We start from the raw sequence: 20,030 nt of genomic DNA, 5'->3' as shown, positions 1-20,030 counted from the left end.
ACGTTCCTACGTGTCCTGCTGGCGGCGCACCATCTCGGTAATCCAGATGGGCGCAAACGGAGACGTGCAGTTCGGGGGCGTCGGGTAGTCCTTGAGCACCTCCAGGCGCTCACCGATGCCGAGTGCACGGGCGCGGTGCTCGGCGTGCTCGATCCCGATCTGCGCCAGGCAGTGGTTCATCGCCCACTGCAGGCGATCCGGGGCGTCTTTCATCTGCGCCTCGATGGCATCCAGCAGTCCTGCGAGGTCGAGCCCCTCAGGATCCTTGGCCACACGGTCGGTGGTCAGCGCCCAGCCGGCGCTGGCGACGACCGGATCCGGGTCGGCGGACCAGGCCACGCGCAGCGCTTCGGCGTGCGGGTTCTTCTTCACCACGTAGTTCACGAGCCAGTCGTGCACCTTGGGGGCGCGCGCCTGGCGCAACATGGCATCCAGCTCCTCACGATCGAACGCCTTCGGGCGGCAGATCAGGATCGAAAGCAGTCTCGCCGCGGTGTCATCCGTCTCCCAGAGCTGGCGCGCGAGTTGCTGCTGGGTCTTCAGCCGCTTCGCGACCGCGCGCAGCTTGCCCAGGTTCACACCGTGGTCGTCGCCATGTTTCCCGTTCACCTCGCGTGCCCTGGGGTCCTCGAGCGCGGCCAGCTCGGCCATCACCTCGGCCACCGTCGTCTCCGCCAGCGTCTCCGCCATCTCAGCCTCCTGTCCAACACGTGTGAGAATCAGCCTAGTGGGAAGCACCGCCACCGAAGGCGATCAGGAGACGGTTCCCGGCGATCAGCAAGTCAGGAGTAGGTCAAGCTCAGCAGCAGTGCCTTCAGCTGGGCGTACTGCTCCGTGGCCATCCAGGCTTTCGCGGCGTCGGGCGAGGCGAAAACGGGCTGCTTCTCGAGGTCAAAGATAACCGCGGCTTCCATGACCCCGTTGGGCAACGAAACCTGGGGGATCCCGAGCTGGTGTACGCCGGCTGGAACTCGCGAGCCAACCGGACGCCCATGAAGTAGTACCTCGCGCCTCCGTCGGCCGGCAGGGTGGGCTCAGAAAGTGCCCCCCTGGCGGGCTGATGCCGCCCACTCACCCCATTAGTTTCCGGAGGCGCGGCAGAAGTTACATGCCCAGCGAGAATTCCACCGGGCGCCACACGACACCTAACGTTCACCAGCGCCCGGTAGCCTGTGGCCCATGGCACCCCTTGAGGCCCACAGTCTGATCAACGCCCGGGGCTCCACCGTCTGGGAAATCATCACCGATGCCGGCAACTTCGCGGTGTGGGCGTCCGGCATTACGGACGTTACGGGCGATCTCCGCAATGGAGGAACCATCCGGGTCCGCACACGGCACGCTGGCGGCACCAGCGTCCGGCTCCGCGTTGAACAGGTCCCCGGTGGGGTCATGACCTGGACCTGGGGCATCCCGCCTCGGCTCGGGGCGTTCAAGCGCACCTTTGTCTTGACGCCCCAGGACGCCATGACGCTCCTGGTGGTCAGGGACGAGATCAGCGGTCCGCTGCGGACCTTCATCCGCTCCCCCTTCGGCGCCGAGGAGGACCTGGCCGGGTTCGTGGCGGCTGTCAAGCAGCGTGCCGAAATCCTCGGATGACCGCGTCCGACGGCGGCCGTCGGCTCCCGCCTGCCCGCTCCGCCGCCAGGTGGTTCCGCCGGTGAATTTTAGGCTGACCTGAACGTCACGCAGGCGTCCAGGCCGGTGGTTCCCGTCCCGGGTCCGGGCGTTCTGGGCGTCAGCGAAGCATCGGCGCCGCTGGCCCGGGCCAGCTGGTGCACGATGGGCAATCCGAGGCCGCTGCCCTCGCCGCCCTGCGTGCCTCGCCAGAACCGACTGAAGGCCCGCTGGCAGTCCTCCAAGGACAGGCCCGGCCCCTCGTCCAGGATGTGCAGCTCGACGACGCCTGGCTGCTCCCCGTGGGAGACCACGAGCCGGATCAGCGACCCCGGCGGGGCGACGGCAAGGGCGTTGTCGATCAAATTGTCGATGATCTGTTCGGCAGCCCCGGGTAGGACCAGGACGTCCGCTGCCGGCGGGCCGTCCAGGCTCAGGCGCACGCCCGTCTCTTCCGCGAGCGCCTCCCATTGTTCCTTGCGGGCCTTCGCGACGGCGACGAGGTCCGTGCTGCCAGGGACGGCGGTGTTGCCTTCAGCCTTGCTGAGCAACAGCAGACCGTCGATGATGCGCTGTAACCGGTAGGTCTCCTCAAGAGAGGCGGCCACCATGCTTCGGCCCGCTTCCGGGTCGGTGGGGATCGTGTCCACCGCGTTCTCGAGCCTCAGCCGCAGCCCCGTCAGTGGGGTGCGGAGCTGGTGGGAGGCATCGGAGGCGAAGCCCCGTTGTTGCTCGAGCAGGTCCTTCAGCCGGTCTGCCATGCGGTTGAAGGACCCCGCGAGGGCCTTGAGTTCGGGCGCACCCCCTTCATCGGTACGGGTGTCCAGGTTCCCGCCGGCGAGGAGCTCCGTGGCGGTCCGCAGCCTCTGGAGCCTTCTGGTCACGGCCCCGGCCATGACGTAGGCCAGGATGCCGGCGAGCAAAACCGTGGTTCCGGCGACGGTCCAGATGGTCCGCAGCTGCCCGTTCACCTGGTCGGCCACCACTGAGGCAGGGTAGGTCAGGCGGACGACGCCGGAAATCTTCTCACCGCTGAGGACGGGGACCGCGACGTAGAGCAGATCCAGGCCCAGAGTCTGGGAATACCGCTGACCGGCGTTGATCTGTCCGGCCAGGGCGGCGGCAATTTCCGGCCGTGAGCTGTAGGGCGATCCGGTGGCGGCCTGATCGTCATCCGAAGTCGCCACGGCCGTCCCGACGGCGTCGACGATCACCACACGGGCGCCGCCCGCCTCGCTGTATCGACGCACGTCGGCGGCCACCTCCGGGGCCAGGGGGCCGCCGGCCCTCAACGCATCGCCAGCCCTCCCGGCCAGAAGAAACGCGTCGCGTTCCAGGGACGTGGTGAGGCGCTCACGTTCAACGCGGACCAGATAGTTCCCTAGCGGAATGTCCTGCACGAGGACCACCAGCAAGGTGATGAGCATGAACGCACCGATCAGCCTCCATCTCATCCAGGCACCCCGAGCCTGAACCCGACGCCCCGGACCGCCTCGATCCAGCGGGGATCACCGAGCTTCTTGCGGATCCCGGCTATGTGGGCATCCACGGTCTTCGTGGTGCCGTACCAGTCCCCGTCCCACACGGCGCGAAGGATCTCGCGCCGTTCGAACACCGCGCCCGGCTCCGCCGCAAGGAAGTACAGGAGTTCGAACTCCTTTGCAGTCAGATAAACCTCGGCGCCGTCGAGGACCACGCGACGCGAGCGCTGGTCAATGCTCAGGCCGCCGATGTTCCTGCTGGGGTCCGTCCCGGGCCGGCCGTCCGGGAGCCGTTCGTCGGAGCGGCGGGCCACCGCCCGGATCCTGGCGATGAGTTCCCGCATCCCGAACGGCTTGACCAGATAATCGTCGGCACCCAGTTCCAACGCCAGCACCCGGTCGATTTCTTCGTCCCGTGCGCTGACCACGATGATCGGGATCGCTGTCAGTGCGCGAATGGCGCGGCACACATCAGTTCCGTCCATGTCCGGCAATCCCAGATCCAGGAGCACAAAATCCGGACTGTCCGCGCGAACCACATCCAGGGCCCGGCCACCCGTCCCAACGTGGCTGGCCCCAAAGCCGGCGCGGCCCAGCCCTTCAAGGACTCCGGCGGCCACCGATTCGTCATCCTCCACTACCAGGATCTGCATACCTGATTATGTTCCTGCCCAACGCAATTCGCGGGGCAACCCACGCGGCTTGGCCGACCGTGTGCGCAAACTTGGACAGATCTTGGATTTTCCGAAGACCTGTCCTTTCCGTTGAGTTCCTAGGGTTGAGCCATGAAGACAAAAACAGTCATCGTCCTCACCACGGCGGGCATCCTCCTCACCGGATCCGCGGCCCTCGCAGTAAACGTGCAAACCCTGAACGGCCCGCAGCCCGGGACGTCGTCCCCCGCGAATACCGTCCTTCTGCCGCAGAATTCCACCAGCGCCGCGTACGTTTCCCCCGCATCGACGCCCGGCCCTTCGACCGTCGAGGACCGAAGCCCGGTGCCTTCGCCGAGTCCTTCCGCGAGGGACGATGCGCCCCACCACGCTTCCGTCCCCACCAGCCCTCCCACCACTGACAACCGGACCGCCGCCCCCGCGATCGTCCCGGCGCCGGCGCCCGCCCGCACTAACGAACCCGGCGATGACCACGGCGGCCACGGCAAATCAGAACCCGGCGACGACAAGCACTCCGGGGGCGATGACTGACACGGCCGCGCCCGCCGTGTCACAGTCCGCCACCCCACTGATTTAGTGACAGATCACGCTAAAGTGTCCGTATGCCCAGGATTTCGGCCGCGAGTAACGCCGCCCAACGTGCCGAGACCCAGCGCCGCATCCTGACCGCGTTCGGGGAACTCCTCTTCACCCACGGGCTGCCCGGCCTGACCATGACGGACGTCGCACGTCACGCCCGGATCGGCCGGACCGCCGTCTACAACTACTACGCGGACATCGAAGAGCTCCTGATCGCTTATGCCCTGGACGAGACGGAGCGGTTCCTGCTCGATCTGCGCGAATCGCTCGAGGCCTTGGAGAACCCGGTGGAGCGGCTGGCCGTCTATGTCCGGGCCCAAGTGGAGGACCTGAGCAGGCGCCACCTGCCGCCGGGGCCGGCCATGGCGGCGGTGCTTTCGCCGTCGTCGTTCGCCAAGCTCGCCGACCACGTGGGCGAGCTCAGCGTGCTCCTGCGGGGAATCCTCCGCGACGGCATGGCCCAGGGCTACCTGCCCGAGTCGGACATCGCCCAGCTCGCCCAGCTCATCCACGGCACGCTCTCCTCCAGCGCCGCCCGGGGCGACGGGGCGGGCCAGGACGCCGAGGCCGAGGCGCGGGTCGCCCGGACGGTGCGGTTCATCCAGCTGGGAGCAGGGGCCAGGTTCGACGACGACGGCCGCCCGGTCCGCGCCGGCAGCTAGGCTGCGGTTCCCGGACGCGAAGTCCTGCGGAACGCCGGATGTGCGCGACTAGCCCGTGGCGGGTGTCGCCGTCGGCGCTACGGGCAGCGGCGAGTCGTCCACGATGCGCCGGTCCTCGCGAGGGCAGCTGAGCCGGCCCGGAGCCTGGTCCACGAGTTCCGGTTTGGCCAGTTCCTTGAAGTCGCCGGTAATGATGACGTCCACGCTCGGGTCCGTGCGGCCGTCCTGGAAATAGTCCGAACCGGGCACATTGCGCTGGACACTGAAGGCGGCCGACTGGCCGGCGGCACCGGAGACCACCAGCGCCACGCCGCGGTAGCTCGACGTCGTGTTCGCGATGGCACCGACAATGAATTTCCGGGCGGCGAGCTGATCGGCCACGCTCCGCGCCAGGCCCGGCCGGCTCGTGGAGTTGTAGATGTTGACGTTGACCTTCTCCGGCGGCGTGTAGTCATAGGTCGCCGCCGGGCACACCGACACCGCCGCCGCTTTGCTCCGCTCCGCCACGGGAAGCTTGATCTGGCCGTTCATGATGGCAACGGCCACAATAATCGCCGCCACAAGCAGGCCGACAAGCATCACCAGGACAACGCCGTGCACGATCCTGCGGCGCAGCCGGACCGGGTTGTCCTCCGTGTTTTCCTGCTCCACGAACGTGGCCCGCAGCTCGGAGCCACTGACGACGCGGTGCCCATGCAGGACGGTGATGTCTCTCGGCTTCCTAGCCATTTATCACGAGGACCCGCGCGTGGATTGCGGTGCGCTGGTGCAGCGCCGTGCGGACGGCCCGGTGCAGGCCGTCTTCAAGGTAGAGGACGCCGCGGTATTCCACGACGTGCGGAAACAGATCGCCGAAAAACGTCGAGTCCTCGGCCAGCAGGGCTTCAAGGTCCAGCGTGCGCTTCGTGGTCACCAGCTCATCGAGCCGGACAGGGCGCGGCGGCAGGGCGGCCCAGTCCTTGGGCGTGCTGTAACCATGGTCGGGGTACGGGCGTCCCTCGCCCACAGCTTTGAATATCACCCTGCCAGCCTAGGGAACTTGGCCGCCCGAAGGAATCGATGTCCACGGACGGCGTGAGGTTGTGGCCAAACGGTAACCATTTGCCACACCACTGCCGCCGGTCACATCCGGCGCCGTGCCGGCGATCTTCTGCACAGTTCACGCAAAGGTGCCGGGCGGCTGACAGAATAGCCGTATGACTTCACCCGAGACTGCCCCTGTTCTGTCGCCGTCGGCCCCGCTGCTGGCGCTGCTGCTCGACGTCGACGGTCCGATCGCGAGCCCGGTCACCCGCGATGTGCAGCCCGGAATCATCGCGGACCTCCTGGCGCTGGCCGCCGCTGGCGTGCCGGTCATCTTCAACACCGGCCGGTCGGACGCGTTCATCCGCGAGCAGGTCATGGAGCCGATGATCGCTGCCGGCATGCCCGCCGACGCCGTCATCCACGCCATTTGCGAGAAGGGCGCCGTCTGGTTCAGCTACACCGCGGCGGGCCCCGGCCCGGTCCACGTGGATCATGAGCTCGCCATCCCGCAGGCCTTCGGTGACGACGTCCGCCGCCTGGTGGCCGAGGACTATTCCGCGCACATGTTCTACGACGAAACCAAGCGGGCCATGGTGTCCGTGGAGCAGCACATTGCCGTCGCCAACCCGGACTACCGGGCCGAGCAGGAACTCTTCGACGCCGACGCCATGGGCCTCATGGCACGGCACGGGCTCGGCGTGGTGCGGCTGGACCACCACGTCCCCGATTCGGATGACCAGGTGGACTTCCGCGTCGATCCGACCATCATCTCCACCGACATCGAATCCGTGCGGCTGGGCAAGGACCTGGGCGCGAGCCGGGCGGTGGAGTTCCTGGCCGCCCAGGGCATCACGCCGCAGGCCTGGCGCACGGTGGGCGATTCCCGCACCGACTACGCCATGGCCGACTGGCTGCACCACAACGACCACGCCGTGAAGCACGTGGACGTCCGGCCCGCGGACGGCATCCCGGTGAAACCCTATGAGGTTCTCACCGCCGCCGATCTGGGGCTCGGCGAGGACGTGATCCACGACGACGCCGGCGCCGCTTTCCTGCACCACTGGCGGGCCGTCGTCACCGGCTGAGGCCCGTTTCCCCCGTCAGGTCCTGCTGGCACATTTGCCGGCGCATTCTGCCGTCACGTTCCTACGTCACATTCCGCCGTCACAGCCGGGCGACGGCCGGTTTCCCGCGACAATTTTGAGGCCCGCGTTATCATGCAAGTAGACGCCAACGCACTCAAAGAAACGGGAGATCCAGACATCACCGAAGCAGCGATCCAAGACGAGATTTATTATGGCAGCCAGGCATCCGAGGACGCCCACGCCGAGGTCACGTCGGCGGCCGCCGTCGCCAGATTCAGGACCCGCTCCGATGTCGTCCGCCACCGCGGCCGCTATGCGCTGATCAACGAGAACCGCACCCCGTACCAGGCCATGGTCGAGGACCTGATGTTCCTGCGTTCCGTCCTGGCCGGGACCGGCATCGGCTACCTGCTGGTCCGCGGCAACAACCACCGGCCGGTTATCGCCGTCGACTGGAAAGACCGCAAGGAACTCCGCGACGCCCTCGTGGAGGCGTGCCGCGACGAGCCGTTCTACTCCATGAGCGTGGACGCCAAGAAGAAGTCCTCCGTGCTGGTGGCCGACGGCGAGCTCTCGCCGAACCGCCAGGCGCGGATCTTCCGGCTGTACCGGCCCAGGGCGGAGCCGGAGGGCGGTTTCGAGTTTGGCGCCTCCGCCGGCGTGCAGTTGGAACTTTGGAGCTTCGAGGGCGACCAGCTGATCCTGCCGATCGAGAACTCCCTGACCCGCCGCACCATGCTCGCCCAGGATGCAGTGCGCGGCACGGTGGAACGCTACGGCCACACGTGGCCTACCATCGAGAACATGTTCGCGGACCATGCCAGCGACATCAGCTTCGACATTGACCTCGTGTTCTCGTGGGTTGACGGCAGCTCCCCGGAGTACATCGCGGCCCGCCGCGCCCGCATGGCCGGCGTCGTGGTGGGCGAAGGCGATGACCACGAGGCCCGCTTCCGCCAGATCGACGAGCTCAAGTACGCCCTGCGCTCGGTCTACATGTTTGCGCCGTGGATCCGCCGGATCTTCATCGCCACGGACTCACCCACCCCGTCGTGGCTCGCGGACCACCCGGGCGTGACGATCGTCCGCAGCGAGGAGTTCTTCGCCGACCCTTCGGTGCTGCCGACTCACAATTCGCAGGCCGTGGAGTGCCAGCTGCACCACATCGAGGGGCTCTCCGAGCACTTCCTGTATTCCAATGACGACATGTTTTTCGGCCGCGCCGTCGGGCCGGACATGTTCTTCACGCCGGGCGGCATCACGAAGTTCATTGAGGCCGAAACGCGGATCGGGTTGGGCGACAACGACGCCGAACGCAGCGGCTTTGAGAACGCCGCCAGGATGAACCGCAAGCTGCTCTGGAACCGATTCGGCCGCATCACCACCCGGCACCTGGAGCACACGGCGGCGCCGCTGCGGCGCAGCGTGGTGGAACAGATGGAACAGGAGTTCCCGGCCGAATTCGCCAAGACCGCCGCGAGCAGGTTCCGGGCCGCGGACAACATCTCCGTGACCAACTCCTTCTACCACTACTACGCGCTGCTCACAGGCCGGGCCGTGACCCAGACGGCGGCCAGGGTGAAGTATGTGGACACCACGGCGCGGGCCGGCCTGAACTACCTGCCCAAGCTCCTGGCCAAGCGGAACATGGACTTCTTCTGCCTCAACGACGGCAGCTTCCCGGAGGTCCCGGCGGAGGAGCGGGCCGAACTGGTCACGGGGTTCCTGGAGAAGTACTACCCGATCAAGGCGCCCTGGGAGAAGTAACGTTCCGTGACCAAGTCACGGAACCACCCCGGGACTCAGCACGTGGAGAGACTCAGTTCGAGTGACTCAGTTCAGCGTGGTGAACCGGCGGGGCGCCGGCGTCCGGGCCGGCGCCTCCAGCTTGGCCTTCTCCGGAATGACGACCCCCGCGGCTGCGAGCCTGCGCCGGACCTCCTCGGGAGAGACCAGCTCGCCGACCTCCGGGGTATCGCCTAGCAGCACCACGGAGTGCACAATCGTGTGTTCGTAGACGTGGACCAGGTTGAACGCCTGGCCGCCGTCGCGGCCGCGGGTGCCGCCCACCGGAACGTTCAGGTCCTGGGTGTAGCACGTGGCTGAGGCTACGGACACGGGGATGCCCGCGAACGTCGCGGTGGTCGAGTAGTGCAGGTGGCCGCCCAGGATGGCGCGGACATCGGAGTTGCGCAGCACGCCCGCGAGCGCCGACTGGCCCCGGAGCTCCACGAGCACGGCAAGGTCCAGCACGGAGGGCACCGGCGGGTGGTGCAGGGCCAGGATGGTCCCGTCCGGTGCCGGAGTGGCCAGCTCGGCCGCGAGCCAGTCCAGCTGGTCCTGGCTCAATTCGCCATGGTGGAAGCCGGGCACGGAGGTGTCCAAGGTGATGATGCGCAGCCCGTTGACGAAGTAGCTGTGGTCCACCGGCGCGTCATTGTCGGCCTGGTCCAGGAGCCCGGCCCGGAAATTGGCCCGGTCGTCGTGGTTGCCCATCGCCCAGATGACCTTCGCCCCGAGGGCCTTGCAGGCCGGATCCACGATCGCGCGAAGCTTGGCGTAGGCCTCCGGTTCCCCCAGGTCAGCCAGGTCGCCCGTGAAGATCACGGCTTCGGGGCGGGCACCTGAGGCGTGGACCTCATCAAAGAGTTGCCTGAGCAGGGCTTCGCTGTCCACGACACCGTGCAAAGGTTGCGGACCCCCCAGCAAATGGGGGTCACTCAGGTGAAGTAGGAAATGACGTGGCCGGGGGTGTTCGGCCTCGATGCGCTCCATTGCTGCCTTCTTGGTTGGGTGGAAGCGGTGCTCCCAGCGTCCCTCTCAGTTACAACTATCCAACCAGACAATAGGCAAACAATGTTAAAACTGGGACAGGCATATTGGAAAAATAGGCGTTAACAGGTGGCGGATTCTCACATGCTCCTGCCGGCATATGCGGGCCGCCGCCGCCCGGCGGCCCTACGCGAATCCCCACGTCAGTGGGGACGGGCAGCTCCGCCGGGCCGGGCTTCCGCTAGCTGAGGTAGCCGTTCGGGTTGAGCACGTACTTGGTCGCCGCACCGGCGTCGAATTCTGCGTAACCTTTCGGGGCGTCTTCGAGGGCAATGGCCTTCGCGTTGACGTTCTTGGCGATGTGAACTTTGTCGTGCAGGATCGCCATCATCAGCTGCCGGTTATACTTCATGACCGGACACTGTCCCGTGGTGAAGCTGAGCGACTTTGCCCAGCCCGTTCCGAGGCTGAGGGACAGAGAGCCTTTCTGCGCTGCCTCATCTATGCCGCCCGGGTCACCTGTGACGTAGAGCCCGGGAATGCCCAAGGCGCCGCCCGCGGCCGTCACTTCCATCAGGGAGTTCAGCACGGTGGCCGGGGCTTCATGGGCCCCGGCGCCGTGGCCCTTGGCTTCGAACCCCACAGCATCAACGCCGCATTCGACTTCCGGGACGCCGAGGAGTTGCTCGATTTGCTCCGCCGGGCCGCCCTTGCTCAGGTCGACGGTCTCGCAGCCGAAGCTGCGCGCCTGGGCCAGGCGGTCTGCGTTCATGTCCCCGACAATCACGACGGCGGCACCCAGCAGCTGGGCACTGGTCGCCGCGGCCAGGCCTACGGGTCCTGCGCCTGCGACATATACGGTGGAGCCGACGCCGACGCCCGCAGTGACCGCGCCGTGGAACCCGGTCGGGAAGATGTCCGAGAGCATGGCCAGGTCCATGATTTTTTCGAGGGCCTGGTCCTTGTCCGGAAACTTCAGGAGGTTCCAGTCGGCGTACGGCACCAGGACGAAGTTGGCCTGGCCGCCCACCCAGCCGCCCATGTCGACATACCCGTAGGCGCTTCCCGGCCGGTCGGGGTTGACGTTGAGGCAGATGCCGGTCTTGCGTTCCTTGCAGTTCTTGCAGCGCCCGCAGGCGATGTTGAACGGGACGGAGCAGATGTCCCCCACCTTGATGAATTCAACGTCCGGGCCCACTTCCACTACTTCGCCGGTGATTTCGTGCCCAAGCACAAGGTCCGTGGGGGCCGTGGTGCGCCCCCGGACCATGTGCTGGTCCGAGCCGCAAATGTTCGTGGCCACGGTCTTGATGATGGCGCCGTGGCGCACCTGCCGGCCCACGTTGGCGGGGTTGACCCCCGGACCATCCTTAAGTTCAAAGGTGGGGTAGTCAATGTCGATCAATTCGACTTTTCCCGGTCCCTTGTAGGCAACGGCTTTGTTCCCTGTCATCTCATTCCTCCTGCTTTCACGGGCCTCACGCGGCCCTGATGTGATTGACGAAGTTGTTTGATGCGCCCTCCGCACGGACACCTCGGCAGCACTGCCGACCGGCGGCCGCCAGGGATGACTGAGCCGCGGGTTTGCCCGGATTGATGGAGGGTTCGGCCAGTCTAGGCGGTCAGCATGCTTAGGGGTAGTGGCTTCGGGGACTGGTCGGCTGGGCCTACTTCAGGGCAGCCTCAACGGCTTCGATGATCTCAGGCGAGTCCGGCTCCACGGTGGGCGCAAAGCGGGCGATGACCTCGCCGTCGCGGTTCACGAGGAACTTTTCAAAGTTCCACTTCACCAGGCCGGGCAGGATTCCGTTCTTGAACTTGGTGAGCTCCGCATAGAGCGGGTGCTGGTTCTTTCCCCGGACGTTTGCCTTGACAGTCAGGGGAAAGGTCACGCCGAAATTGCGCTGGCAGAACTCGGCGATCTCGGCGTCGGCGCCGGGCTCCTGCCCCGCGAACTGGTTGCAGGGGACGCCGAGGACTTCGAACCCCTGGTCATGGAATTTGTTGTGCAGCGCCTCGAGTCCTGCGTATTGGGGTGTGAAACCGCACTGGGACGCCACGTTGACCACCAGCACCACCTCTCCCTTGAAGCGGCCAAAGTCGGTCTCGGTGCCGTCGATGAGGGTCAGGGGGATGGAGTGCAGATCTGTCATGGGGCGCTTCCTCGCGATGTCAGTGGTCCGGAGCAGTTGTCCGGAAGTAGTCACTTCCATTATTCGGCACCGGGGCGTGACGGTATGGGTATGCATCACGAACAAGTGGACGGGCTCCCGGCCGCCAGCACGGACGGGCGGCCCTGCCTGAAAGCTCGTGGCGGTTAGTGGCCCGGCGTTGCTGTCGGCGTTGCCGTGGGCGCAGGCTTTGTTGTCGCCGACTTAGTGGCCTTCGGCGCGGTCTTCTTCGTGGCGGCCGGCCGGCTGGCAGCCTCTGTCGCCGTTGCAGAGGCCGTTGCCTTCGCGGACATGGTTACTGACGGCACCGCGGCCACCGGAGGGGCCGGCTTGGCGGAAGCCGTTGCCGTCGGGGTTGGTGTGGGTGTCGGTGTGGGTGTCGGCTTCGGAGTCGTGGCCTTCGTTGCGGTAGCGGAGGGCGACGGCGTCGCTGTCGGCGTGGCTGTCGGCGTGGCGGGTCCCGTCGGCGCGGCAGTTCCGGTCGGCGTGGCGGGTCCCGTCGGCGCGGCAGTTCCGGTCGGCGTGGCGGGTGGAGTTGCCGACGGCGTCGGCGTCGCGGTTTTGGTCGGCGTCGGGGTCGCAGAGGCGGTTCCGGTCGGCGTCGGGGTCGCGGAGGGCGTCGGCTTGGCGGTGGCAGAAGGCGTTGGCTTGGCCGTGGCCGATGGCTTGTTGGCGGCGGCTTCGGTGGCTGCGGCGGAGGCACTTGCGGGCGGCTTGGCGGCCACCGCGGCAGGCTGTTCCTGAACGCCGCCGGCCACCACGTGGGTCAGGTCCTCGCGGACAGGAATTGCCCAGCCAATGCCCGCGTTGGTCTCCTTGCCGGCGTCGGGCGCGTAACTGGTCATTTCTATCGGCCCGAGCTGGTCCACCTGCTTGATCGGGAGCCAGGTCCAGTCCCGCGGATCTGTGTGGGATCCGTTGAGGATCGTTTCGAAATGAAGGTGGCAGCCGGTGGAAGATCCGGTGGACCCCACCCGGGCAATGACCTCCCCCACCCGCACGGAGTCTCCCTTGTGGACCGCAATCGCTTCCAGATGGTTGTACGTGGTGATGAGACCGTTGCCATGGTCGATTTCCACCCGGTTGCCGCCGCCCCACGGATGCCACCCGACGGCCCTGACCACACCGGCGTCGGCCGAATAGACCCGGGTGCCGCAGGGCGCCGCGAAGTCCTGACCCCAGTGGAACTCGCCCGCCACCCCTGTCAGGGGGCTGGTGCGCAGCCCGAACGGGGACGAAGGCACCAGCGATTCCAGCGGGGCCATGAGGAAACCGACCGCGGGCCGGCTCAGGGACGCCGAGGCCACATTGAGCTCGGCGCCCACTCCCTCCCGGTTCACCGTGCCCACCGTGGTCCTGCTGAAGGCCAGGAGCGCCTGCGCGTCCGCGGTGACGTTGCCCGGGGTCCCCGCCGCAGCGGTCGCGTCGGAGTGGGCCAGAGGGTCCAGGGTTTCAGGTCCCACGGCCCCGGACGGCTGGATGGTCGCGGTGGCGATGACGGCGGGAGCCCCGTAGGGCGCCTGGGCGCTCAGCCCCTGAAAGCCGCCGAACGCCAGAACGGCCAAGGACAGGCAAAGGCCTCCGGATAAGCAGCGCACGGCAATGGTCCGTGCCCTGACTTCCTGCTCACTCGTTGAGTTTCCCCAGTGTTTTCCCACGATGTGACTCCCGCATTATGTCCGCCAGACCCCAATCTTCGCGGACCCATCTCCCTATGTGACCACAGACTGCGGGGTCTGTGAACCGTCAGCGTGCTCCTTTTGCGGTACCAATCGGCAATCCCCGGATGTCCCCAGTAGCCAGCGCGCGGCTGCCCAGTAGTCCTCCCCGGAATTGCAGGTGTCCAGCATGCAGGAGCCGGGTAAGAATGGATCATGGGCAATGTCCTCGGCGAATGGCGGGCCGAACTCAAAGAAGCACTCACCGGGACGCGTGACGCGGTGCCCGAGTGGGTGCCGCACCTCGCCGAGGGGGACGACGCCGGTTACCACCTGCCGGGCTCGGCAGTCTGGGCCGTGCATGGGGACATGCCCACTATCGTGGCGGGCATCCGCGCACTGCTGATGCAGGCGCTCCACCCTGGCGCGTTGGCCGGGGTCCACGAACACTCACGCTTCCGCGAAGACCCCCTGGGCCGGCTGGCGCGCACGATCCGATGGATCTTCACCGTCTCCTATGGCTCCACGGACGCGGCCCGGGCGGCGTCGGACTGGGTGATTCGGCGCCACCGGACGGTGCGGGGAGAGTTCGTGGACGGCCACGGCGTCCATCGCAGTTACGCGGCCAACGATCCCGAGCTGCTCCGCTGGGTTCACATTGCCTTCACGGATGCCTTCCTCTCCGCCCACAAGCTGTGGGGACGACCGATTCCCGGCGGACCCGATGCCTATGTGCGCGAGTGGGCCCAAGCCGGCCGGCTGATGGGTGTGGAGGCCCCTCCGCTGAGCGAGGCGGAAATGCGGCAGCAGCTGGACCGCTGGTACGACGACGGCGAGCTCCGCTGCGACGAACGGGTCACCGAAACGGTGGCATTCATCCGCGACCCGCCTCTCCACCCGGCGCTCAGGCCGGGCTACCGGGTGCTGTTCGCCGCCGCCGTGACCAGCCTCGAGCCCCGATACCGCGAGCTCCTTGGCCTGCACACCGCCAGGCTGGGCCCGATTCCGCTGCCCGTAACCCTGGCCACACGGGTCACGCTCGGCGTCGTGCATCTGGCCCTGGGCCGGGTGGGTCCGAGCGAGCAGGCCGCCCGGGCCCGCCTGCGCCGGCTGGGCTACGCCGCCTGAGAGTGGGGCTGGGCGGGGTTGCTGGGGACTTGGGCTACCGGGCTTGAACTGGGGTGGCCGGGCGGGGTCCGAGCCCGGGGGGCGACCCGGCGGGTTCTGAGCTGGGGGTGGCCGGGCGGGGCCGCTTGGCGTAAAACCCCACGAGGATGCAAACGTCTTTGGACGCAAAAAGGCCCCGGTCCGAGGACCGGGGCCAACCGCGGAGAATGGGGGATTTGAACCCCCGAGGGCGTTAACCCAACACGCGTTCCAGGCGTGCGCCATAGGCCGCTAGGCGAATTCTCCAGTAGCTTCTGAATCAAAAGCAGATACTAGAATACCTGAACTTTCCGGCATCGCCCAATTGAGCCCTCCGCGCGCCGCCTTGGCCCCTCCGCGGGACATGCCCCCTGCAGCATACGAAGACTGGACATAATCCCAAGCCGCCCAGTCTTCGCCCGCGAAAAATGAGCATGTCCCACGCCGGCCACGTCTACCACTGGACATGCCCCACGGCCCACACCAGGCCTGGACATAATCCCAACCTGCCCAGTCTTCGCCCGCGAAAAAGGAGCATGTCCCACGCCGCCCGCCCCACCACGGGACATGCCCCGCCGCCCACACCAGGCCTGGACATAATCCCAACCCGCCCAGTCCTGTCCGCGAAAAATGAGCATGTACCGCCGGCGAAGCAGGGCCGGCCCGGGCCGATTCGAGGCACACCCAATCGTCAGGTAATATTGCTGACGGCCCCTCATGTGGCGTCATCCTGTTGAACTCCCCCAGGACCGGAAGGTAGCAAGGGTAAACGGGCTCTGGCGGGTGCATGAGGGGTCTTTTATGTCTGTGCCGATTGGTAGGGTTTATCTGTGACTGTTACTACCGCCCTCTACCGTCGATACCGCCCCGATTCGTTCGCGGACGTTATCGGGCAGGAGCACGTCACCGAGCCTCTCATGACGGCCCTGCGCAAGAACCGCGTCAACCACGCCTACCTCTTTTCCGGCCCCCGCGGCTGCGGCAAAACCACGTCGGCCCGCATCCTGGCGCGCTGCCTGAACTGCGCCGAAGGCCCCACGGACACCCCTTGCGGCAAGTGCCCCAGCTGTGTGGAACTGGCCCGCGGCGGCTCCGGCTCCCTGGATGTCATCGAGATTGACGCTGCCAGCCACGGCGGCGTGGACGACGCCCGTGACCTCCGCGAGCGGGCCACCTACGCCCCGGTCCGGGACCGCTACAAGATCTTCATCATCGACGAGGCCCACATGGTCACCTCTGCCGGCTTCAACGCCCTGCTCAAGATCGTCGAAGAGCCGCCGGAACACATCAAGTTCATCTTCGCCACCACGGAGCCGGACAAGGTCATCGGCACCATCCGCTCCCGCACGCACCACTATCCCTTCCGGCTGGTGCCGCCGGAGCCCCTCATGGCGTACCTGGAGCTGCTCTGCACCCAGGAGAACGTGCCCGTGGCGCCCGGCGTGCTCTCGCTGGTCATCCGCGCGGGCGGAGGATCCGTGCGCGACTCCCTCTCCGTGCTGGACCAGCTCATGGCCGGCGCCGGACCCAACGGCCTGGACTACGAGCTCGCGGTCGCCCTCCTGGGCTACACGCACGCTTCCCTGCTGGACGACGTCGTCGAGGCCGTCGCCGCATCGGACTCCGCCACCGTATTCCGCGCTGTGGACCGGGTCATCCAGACAGGGCACGATCCCCGGCGTTTCGTCGAAGACCTGCTGGAACGCTTCCGCGACCTCATCATCGTCCAGGCAATGCCCGAAAGCGCCCAGTCCATCCTCCGCGGCATGCCGGCGGACCAGATCGCCCGCCTGCAGAACCAGGCGCACAACCTCGGGGCGTCCGAACTCTCCCGCGCCGCGGACGTCACCAATACCGCACTCACGGACATGACCGGGGCAACCTCGCCGCGCCTGCATCTGGAACTGCTGTGCGCCCGCATCCTGCTGCCCAGCTCCGAACAGACCGAGCGCGGCATCGCGGCCCGGATCGACCGCGTTGAGCGGCGTTTGAACTACGCCGGGAACGACGTCGGAGCTCCCCTCGCCGGCGCTACCGCACCTGCCGCCTCGCCCGTGCACGCTGAGCCGCCCGCTTCTCCACAGCCGGCTGCCGCGCGCGTGCCCGACGCGCCTTCGCACCCGGCCCCCGTTGCCGCGGCCGACGCCGCCGCATCCACCCCGCCCAGGGCTGAGCAGCCGCCGACCACGGCCCCTGTGGCCGCGCCGGCCGCCCGGCGGGACGAGCCTGTCCGGGAACCGCTGACGGCACCCCGGGTCAGCACCAGCGACTGGCCCGTGGACGAACCCGCGGCCGCCAGCAGGCCAGCGCCCGCCCCGGCTCCGGCCACCCCGGCTCCGTCAGCTGCCGCATCAACCGCTGTCCCGCCCGTCCAGCCCGCACGGGCGGCCGCACCCGAGGCGGCACCGACCGCAACGGTGCCTGCCGCGGCCTCAAGCCCCGCTCCCAGCCCTGCTTCCGGCGCTGGAGCCGATGTGGAGGTTTTGCGCCGCGCGTGGCCCGAGATCCTGCAAACGCTCACCAAGATTAAGCGGAGCACCTGGGCACTGGTGGAACCCAATGCCCAGGTAGGCCACTTCGAAGACCACGTCCTGACCCTCGCGTTCACCACCACGGGGCTGGCGGGTGCCTTCGGCCGGGCAGACCACGCCGACAACCTCCGCCAGGCGATCCACAAGTCGATCGGCATCGATTGCCAGATCCGTGCCGTGGCCGGCGGCAGCAACAGCCCAGCGAGCGCTGAGCCAAACCCAAAAGCTCCGGCTAGCCAGGGCGCCCCGGCGGCCCCGGCAACGTCGCCTACCTCGGCTACGTCGGCCGACGTCGCCTGGGGCCTGAGCCCCGCTCCCCAGCCGCCCGCATCTGCGGCCAACGCGGCGGCCAACGGATCATCTGACACCGCCCCGGCCGCGACACCGGCCCCGGCGCATGTCCCCGCCGCCACGGACACCGCCCCGGCGCCGCAATCCGGGGCGTCCTCCCCCACCGCCGCACCGGAAGCGGCCCCGCAAACGCCTGCCACTGCAGCCCAAACCCAGGTCCGCGCGGCGGGGCCGGCTGTCGAACCGTCCCGCCCGTCTGAGGATTCCGGCTCCTACGCCGACCCTGACGACGACTGGGGGCCGCCGCGGGATGAGGACGCCCCGCCGCTGGACGAAGAACCGCCGATGGATTGGGACCCCTCACCGGCCGCCGCGCCGCGCCGCCCCGAGCCCGCGGCGGCGGCAGCGGTTCCAGCCCGCAAGTCCCCGGCGTCCTCGGCGTCCAAGGCCGCAGGCTCCCCAGCCGGGAAGCCAGCCGCAGACCAGGACACGTCAGCAGACGCGTGGGCCCGCGCCGTCGAGCAGTCACCCGGTGTCTGGACTGTCGGCACGGATTCGAACCTCGGCAAGTACTCGACGCCGGATGCCGGTCCCGCGGCACCGGAGCCCGAGCCGGCGCCGGTGTACTACGAGCCGGCCGCGGCGCAGATCCCGGAGTACGCCGGCGTCGTGTCCGCACCGGCCGGACTAACCTCCGAGCACGCTGCCCGTGCTGAGCACGCTGCCCGTGCGGAAGTGGCCCCGGCGCCGACCGCTGCGGTACCGCGTGTGGCCGCCGCTGCCGTTGCTGCTGCTCCGGCTCCGCCGTCAGCCGGCCCGGAGGTTGCGGCCATGGCGGGAAGGCAAAGCCTGTACCAGCGGCTGTCGAACAGCCCGGAGGCCGAGGCCGGCCGGGCGAAAGCCCCCGCCCGCGCTGCTGCCGCGGCCACCGCGTACGTTCAGGACATCCCGAGCGCCGACGACGAAACCATCGAGGAATCGGGCGTCTTCGGCCGGGCCGCCGTCGAGCGTATTCTGGGCGGGAAACTGGTGGAGGAGCGCTCCCTGGATGGAAGCCCGCTGCCGCCCCGCTTCTAGCAAACCCCCTGCCGGCTGGCCCCGGCCCCACTCCAAACGAACGAGGACATTGTGTACGAAGGCGCAGTTCAAGAGCTGATCGACGAGCTCGGACGCCTTCCCGGAGTAGGGCCCAAGTCGGCCCAGCGGCTGGCCTTCCACATCCTGGAGGCGGATCCCCAGGACATGAAACGCCTCGTCGAGGCCATCACCACAGTGAAGGAACGGGTCAAGTTCTGCACGGTTTGCGGCAACGTGACGGAGCAGGAACTGTGCAACATCTGCCGCGATCCGCGCCGGGATCCGTCCGTGATCTGCGTCGTCGAGGAATCCAAGGACGTCCTGGCAGTGGAGCGCACGCGGTCGTTCCGAGGCAGGTACCACGTGCTGGGCGGGGCGATTAATCCAATCGCCGGCATCGGTCCGGAACAACTCCGGATCCGCGAGTTGCTCACCAGACTCAACGACGGCGCCATCCAGGAAATCATCATCGCCACCGACCCCAACCTGGAGGGCGAGGCCACGGCGACGTATCTTGCCAGGATGCTCAAGTCGATTGGCATCGCAGTCACCCGGCTCGCTTCCGGCCTGCCCGTGGGAGGGGACTTGGAATACGCCGACGAAGTCACGCTCGGCAGGGCTTTCGAGGGCCGCCGCAACGCGCTGAGCTGACGGACTTCGTGGCAGTAGCTGGCAGCAAGTCCCCGGCCCCGCTCGTCACCGGGCGCCTGTTACTGCGTCCCTTGACGGCGGATGACGACGGCGCCCTGTTCCGGTTCCGCGGTCACCCCACAGCCACACGGTACCTGTCCCACGGACCGCTCACCCCGGAGCAGAACGGGGCCCGGCTCCAGCAGGCGCTCTTCGCCGCGGAATCCTCCACGGCCGAGTGGTTCCACTTTGGCTGGGCGATCGAGCTCCGGGCCACCGGTGAGGTCATTGGCGACGCCCGGACCTGGAACACCGAGGAGCCTCCAACGCCCGGCCGTATTCCTGCAGAGTCAGCGAGCCTGGGCTACGTCCTGCACCCCGAACACCACGGGCTCGGGCTGGGCCGGGAGGCCGCCGGCGCCCTGGTCGACTGGCTTTTCCATACGCGCGGATGCGAGACCATTTTCGCGGGGGTCTACGAGCCGAATCTTCCTTCGCGCAGGCTGCTGGAGGGCCTGGGCTTCCGGACTGACCGCTTTTTCCCGGTTGTCGAAGACACGGCGGGAAAACAACTGCCTTCGTGGCGCTACCGTCTGGACTGCGGCTAGCACCTCCCGGACATGTCCCGGGCCC

The 20,030-nt window shown here is 67.7% G+C and carries 19 protein-coding genes, 1 tRNA gene and 1 other RNA gene; 10 read left to right on the top strand and 11 right to left on the bottom strand.

Annotated features, from left to right (window positions below; translation table 11 throughout):
- Nucleotides 1-6 precede the first annotated feature (6 nt).
- Entirely contained in the window at nt 7-690 is a 684-nt protein-coding gene (locus ACFVTM_RS03315) for a DNA alkylation repair protein (protein WP_390201930.1), read from the bottom strand.
- 92 nt (nt 691-782) lie between these two features.
- On the bottom strand, nt 783-914 hold the full coding sequence (locus tag ACFVTM_RS03310; protein WP_390201929.1) for a hypothetical protein: 132 nt from the start codon (nt 912-914) through the stop codon (nt 783-785).
- 265 nt (nt 915-1,179) lie between these two features.
- Here ACFVTM_RS03310 and ACFVTM_RS03305 point away from each other — a divergent pair, with 265 nt between their 5' ends.
- Complete coding sequence (locus tag ACFVTM_RS03305; RefSeq protein WP_390201928.1) at nt 1,180-1,596, top strand: SRPBCC family protein; 417 nt, start codon at nt 1,180-1,182, stop codon at nt 1,594-1,596.
- Between the two features lie 68 nt (nt 1,597-1,664).
- On the opposite strand, the gene ACFVTM_RS03300 is transcribed toward ACFVTM_RS03305, so the two are convergent.
- Together ACFVTM_RS03300 and ACFVTM_RS03295 are read right to left on the bottom strand one after the other, a co-directional pair.
- Complete coding sequence (locus tag ACFVTM_RS03300; RefSeq protein WP_390201927.1) at nt 1,665-3,068, bottom strand: ATP-binding protein; 1,404 nt, start codon at nt 3,066-3,068, stop codon at nt 1,665-1,667.
- Complete coding sequence (locus tag ACFVTM_RS03295) at nt 3,065-3,748, bottom strand: response regulator transcription factor (RefSeq protein ID WP_390201926.1); 684 nt, start codon at nt 3,746-3,748, stop codon at nt 3,065-3,067. Before ACFVTM_RS03295 ends, ACFVTM_RS03300 begins: the two co-directional genes overlap by 4 nt.
- A gap of 132 nt (nt 3,749-3,880) precedes the next feature.
- On the opposite strand from ACFVTM_RS03295, the gene ACFVTM_RS03290 reads away from it, so the two are divergent.
- Both ACFVTM_RS03290 and ACFVTM_RS03285 read left to right on the top strand, forming a co-directional pair.
- A complete protein-coding gene (locus ACFVTM_RS03290; protein ID WP_390201925.1) occupies nt 3,881-4,300 on the top strand; it encodes a hypothetical protein in 420 nt (139 codons plus the stop codon).
- 71 nt (nt 4,301-4,371) lie between these two features.
- Nucleotides 4,372-5,010, top strand: coding sequence for a TetR/AcrR family transcriptional regulator (locus tag ACFVTM_RS03285; RefSeq protein ID WP_390201924.1), 639 nt, complete (start codon nt 4,372-4,374; stop codon nt 5,008-5,010).
- Between the two features lie 48 nt (nt 5,011-5,058).
- Here the strand turns inward: ACFVTM_RS03285 and ACFVTM_RS03280 are convergent, their stop codons facing one another.
- Complete coding sequence (locus ACFVTM_RS03280; RefSeq protein ID WP_390201923.1) at nt 5,059-5,739, bottom strand: LytR C-terminal domain-containing protein; 681 nt, start codon at nt 5,737-5,739, stop codon at nt 5,059-5,061.
- Entirely contained in the window at nt 5,732-6,031 is a 300-nt protein-coding gene (locus ACFVTM_RS03275) for a type II toxin-antitoxin system VapB family antitoxin (RefSeq protein ID WP_354350719.1), read from the bottom strand. Before ACFVTM_RS03275 ends, ACFVTM_RS03280 begins: the two co-directional genes overlap by 8 nt.
- Before the next feature lie 175 nt (nt 6,032-6,206).
- Here ACFVTM_RS03275 and ACFVTM_RS03270 point away from each other — a divergent pair, with 175 nt between their 5' ends.
- Together ACFVTM_RS03270 and ACFVTM_RS03265 are read left to right on the top strand one after the other, a co-directional pair.
- Nucleotides 6,207-7,121 (top strand): hypothetical protein, encoded by a 915-nt coding sequence (locus ACFVTM_RS03270; protein ID WP_390201922.1) that lies wholly within the window; start codon nt 6,207-6,209, stop codon nt 7,119-7,121.
- 132 nt (nt 7,122-7,253) lie between these two features.
- Nucleotides 7,254-8,888 carry a stealth family protein gene (locus tag ACFVTM_RS03265; RefSeq protein ID WP_390201921.1) on the top strand — a complete coding sequence of 545 codons (1,635 nt, stop codon included), beginning with the start codon at nt 7,254-7,256 and terminating at the stop codon, nt 8,886-8,888.
- Nucleotides 8,889-8,954: 66 nt separating this feature from the next.
- Here ACFVTM_RS03265 and ACFVTM_RS03260 read toward each other — a convergent pair whose 3' ends face one another.
- The 4 genes from ACFVTM_RS03260 to ACFVTM_RS03245 form a co-directional block, all read right to left on the bottom strand.
- Nucleotides 8,955-9,896, bottom strand: coding sequence for a phosphodiesterase (locus ACFVTM_RS03260; protein ID WP_390201920.1), 942 nt, complete (start codon nt 9,894-9,896; stop codon nt 8,955-8,957).
- Nucleotides 9,897-10,134: 238 nt separating this feature from the next.
- Nucleotides 10,135-11,346, bottom strand: coding sequence for a formaldehyde dehydrogenase, glutathione-independent (gene fdhA / locus ACFVTM_RS03255; RefSeq protein ID WP_390201919.1), 1,212 nt, complete (start codon nt 11,344-11,346; stop codon nt 10,135-10,137).
- Nucleotides 11,347-11,560: 214 nt separating this feature from the next.
- A complete protein-coding gene (locus tag ACFVTM_RS03250; protein ID WP_390201918.1) occupies nt 11,561-12,046 on the bottom strand; it encodes a glutathione peroxidase in 486 nt (161 codons plus the stop codon).
- 164 nt (nt 12,047-12,210) lie between these two features.
- A complete protein-coding gene (locus ACFVTM_RS03245; protein ID WP_390201917.1) occupies nt 12,211-13,629 on the bottom strand; it encodes a M23 family metallopeptidase in 1,419 nt (472 codons plus the stop codon).
- 309 nt (nt 13,630-13,938) lie between these two features.
- Here ACFVTM_RS03245 and ACFVTM_RS03240 point away from each other — a divergent pair, with 309 nt between their 5' ends.
- Entirely contained in the window at nt 13,939-14,850 is a 912-nt protein-coding gene (locus tag ACFVTM_RS03240) for an oxygenase MpaB family protein (protein ID WP_390201916.1), read from the top strand.
- Nucleotides 14,851-15,050: 200 nt separating this feature from the next.
- Here the strand turns inward: ACFVTM_RS03240 and ACFVTM_RS03235 are convergent.
- Nucleotides 15,051-15,135, bottom strand: a tRNA-Ser gene (locus ACFVTM_RS03235).
- 439 nt (nt 15,136-15,574) lie between these two features.
- Here ACFVTM_RS03235 and ffs point away from each other — a divergent pair.
- From ffs to ACFVTM_RS03215, 4 genes are all read left to right on the top strand, one after another.
- An RNA gene (gene ffs, locus ACFVTM_RS03230) (signal recognition particle sRNA small type) lies at nt 15,575-15,671 on the top strand.
- Nucleotides 15,672-15,698: 27 nt separating this feature from the next.
- The gene (locus ACFVTM_RS03225) at nt 15,699-18,767 is read left to right on the top strand and encodes a DNA polymerase III subunit gamma and tau (protein WP_390201915.1); all 3,069 of its coding nucleotides are present in this window, start codon (nt 15,699-15,701) and stop codon (nt 18,765-18,767) included.
- A gap of 51 nt (nt 18,768-18,818) precedes the next feature.
- On the top strand, nt 18,819-19,418 hold the full coding sequence (gene recR / locus ACFVTM_RS03220; protein ID WP_146335883.1) for a recombination mediator RecR: 600 nt from the start codon (nt 18,819-18,821) through the stop codon (nt 19,416-19,418).
- A gap of 8 nt (nt 19,419-19,426) precedes the next feature.
- Complete coding sequence (locus ACFVTM_RS03215; RefSeq protein WP_390201914.1) at nt 19,427-20,005, top strand: GNAT family N-acetyltransferase; 579 nt, start codon at nt 19,427-19,429, stop codon at nt 20,003-20,005.
- Nucleotides 20,006-20,030: the final 25 nt, after the last annotated feature.

This window comes from Arthrobacter sp. NPDC058130 (genome assembly GCF_042884475.1).
In the GTDB taxonomy this organism is placed as follows: Bacteria; Actinomycetota; Actinomycetes; order Actinomycetales; family Micrococcaceae; genus Arthrobacter.
This window is presented reverse-complemented; position numbering and strand designations above follow the sequence as displayed.

Excerpts from the sequence above, each read along its gene's own strand:
- ACFVTM_RS03280 (WP_390201923.1), bottom strand. The coding sequence starts at position 5,739 with ATGGCTAGGAAGCCGAGAGACATCACCGTCCTGCATGGGCACCGCGTC.
- ACFVTM_RS03265 (WP_390201921.1), top strand. The coding sequence starts at position 7,254 with ATGCAAGTAGACGCCAACGCACTCAAAGAAACGGGAGATCCAGACATC.
- ACFVTM_RS03260 (WP_390201920.1), bottom strand. The coding sequence starts at position 9,896 with ATGGAGCGCATCGAGGCCGAACACCCCCGGCCACGTCATTTCCTACTT.
- fdhA (WP_390201919.1), bottom strand. The coding sequence starts at position 11,346 with ATGACAGGGAACAAAGCCGTTGCCTACAAGGGACCGGGAAAAGTCGAA.
- ACFVTM_RS03250 (WP_390201918.1), bottom strand. The coding sequence starts at position 12,046 with ATGACAGATCTGCACTCCATCCCCCTGACCCTCATCGACGGCACCGAG.
- ACFVTM_RS03305 (WP_390201928.1), top strand. The coding sequence starts at position 1,180 with ATGGCACCCCTTGAGGCCCACAGTCTGATCAACGCCCGGGGCTCCACC.
- ACFVTM_RS03270 (WP_390201922.1), top strand. The coding sequence starts at position 6,207 with ATGACTTCACCCGAGACTGCCCCTGTTCTGTCGCCGTCGGCCCCGCTG.
- ACFVTM_RS03300 (WP_390201927.1), bottom strand. The coding sequence starts at position 3,068 with ATGAGATGGAGGCTGATCGGTGCGTTCATGCTCATCACCTTGCTGGTG.
- ACFVTM_RS03240 (WP_390201916.1), top strand. The coding sequence starts at position 13,939 with ATGGGCAATGTCCTCGGCGAATGGCGGGCCGAACTCAAAGAAGCACTC.
- ACFVTM_RS03310 (WP_390201929.1), bottom strand. The coding sequence starts at position 914 with ATGGAAGCCGCGGTTATCTTTGACCTCGAGAAGCAGCCCGTTTTCGCC.
- ACFVTM_RS03285 (WP_390201924.1), top strand. The coding sequence starts at position 4,372 with ATGCCCAGGATTTCGGCCGCGAGTAACGCCGCCCAACGTGCCGAGACC.
- ACFVTM_RS03295 (WP_390201926.1), bottom strand. The coding sequence starts at position 3,748 with ATGCAGATCCTGGTAGTGGAGGATGACGAATCGGTGGCCGCCGGAGTC.
- ACFVTM_RS03290 (WP_390201925.1), top strand. The coding sequence starts at position 3,881 with ATGAAGACAAAAACAGTCATCGTCCTCACCACGGCGGGCATCCTCCTC.
- ACFVTM_RS03315 (WP_390201930.1), bottom strand. The coding sequence starts at position 690 with ATGGCGGAGACGCTGGCGGAGACGACGGTGGCCGAGGTGATGGCCGAG.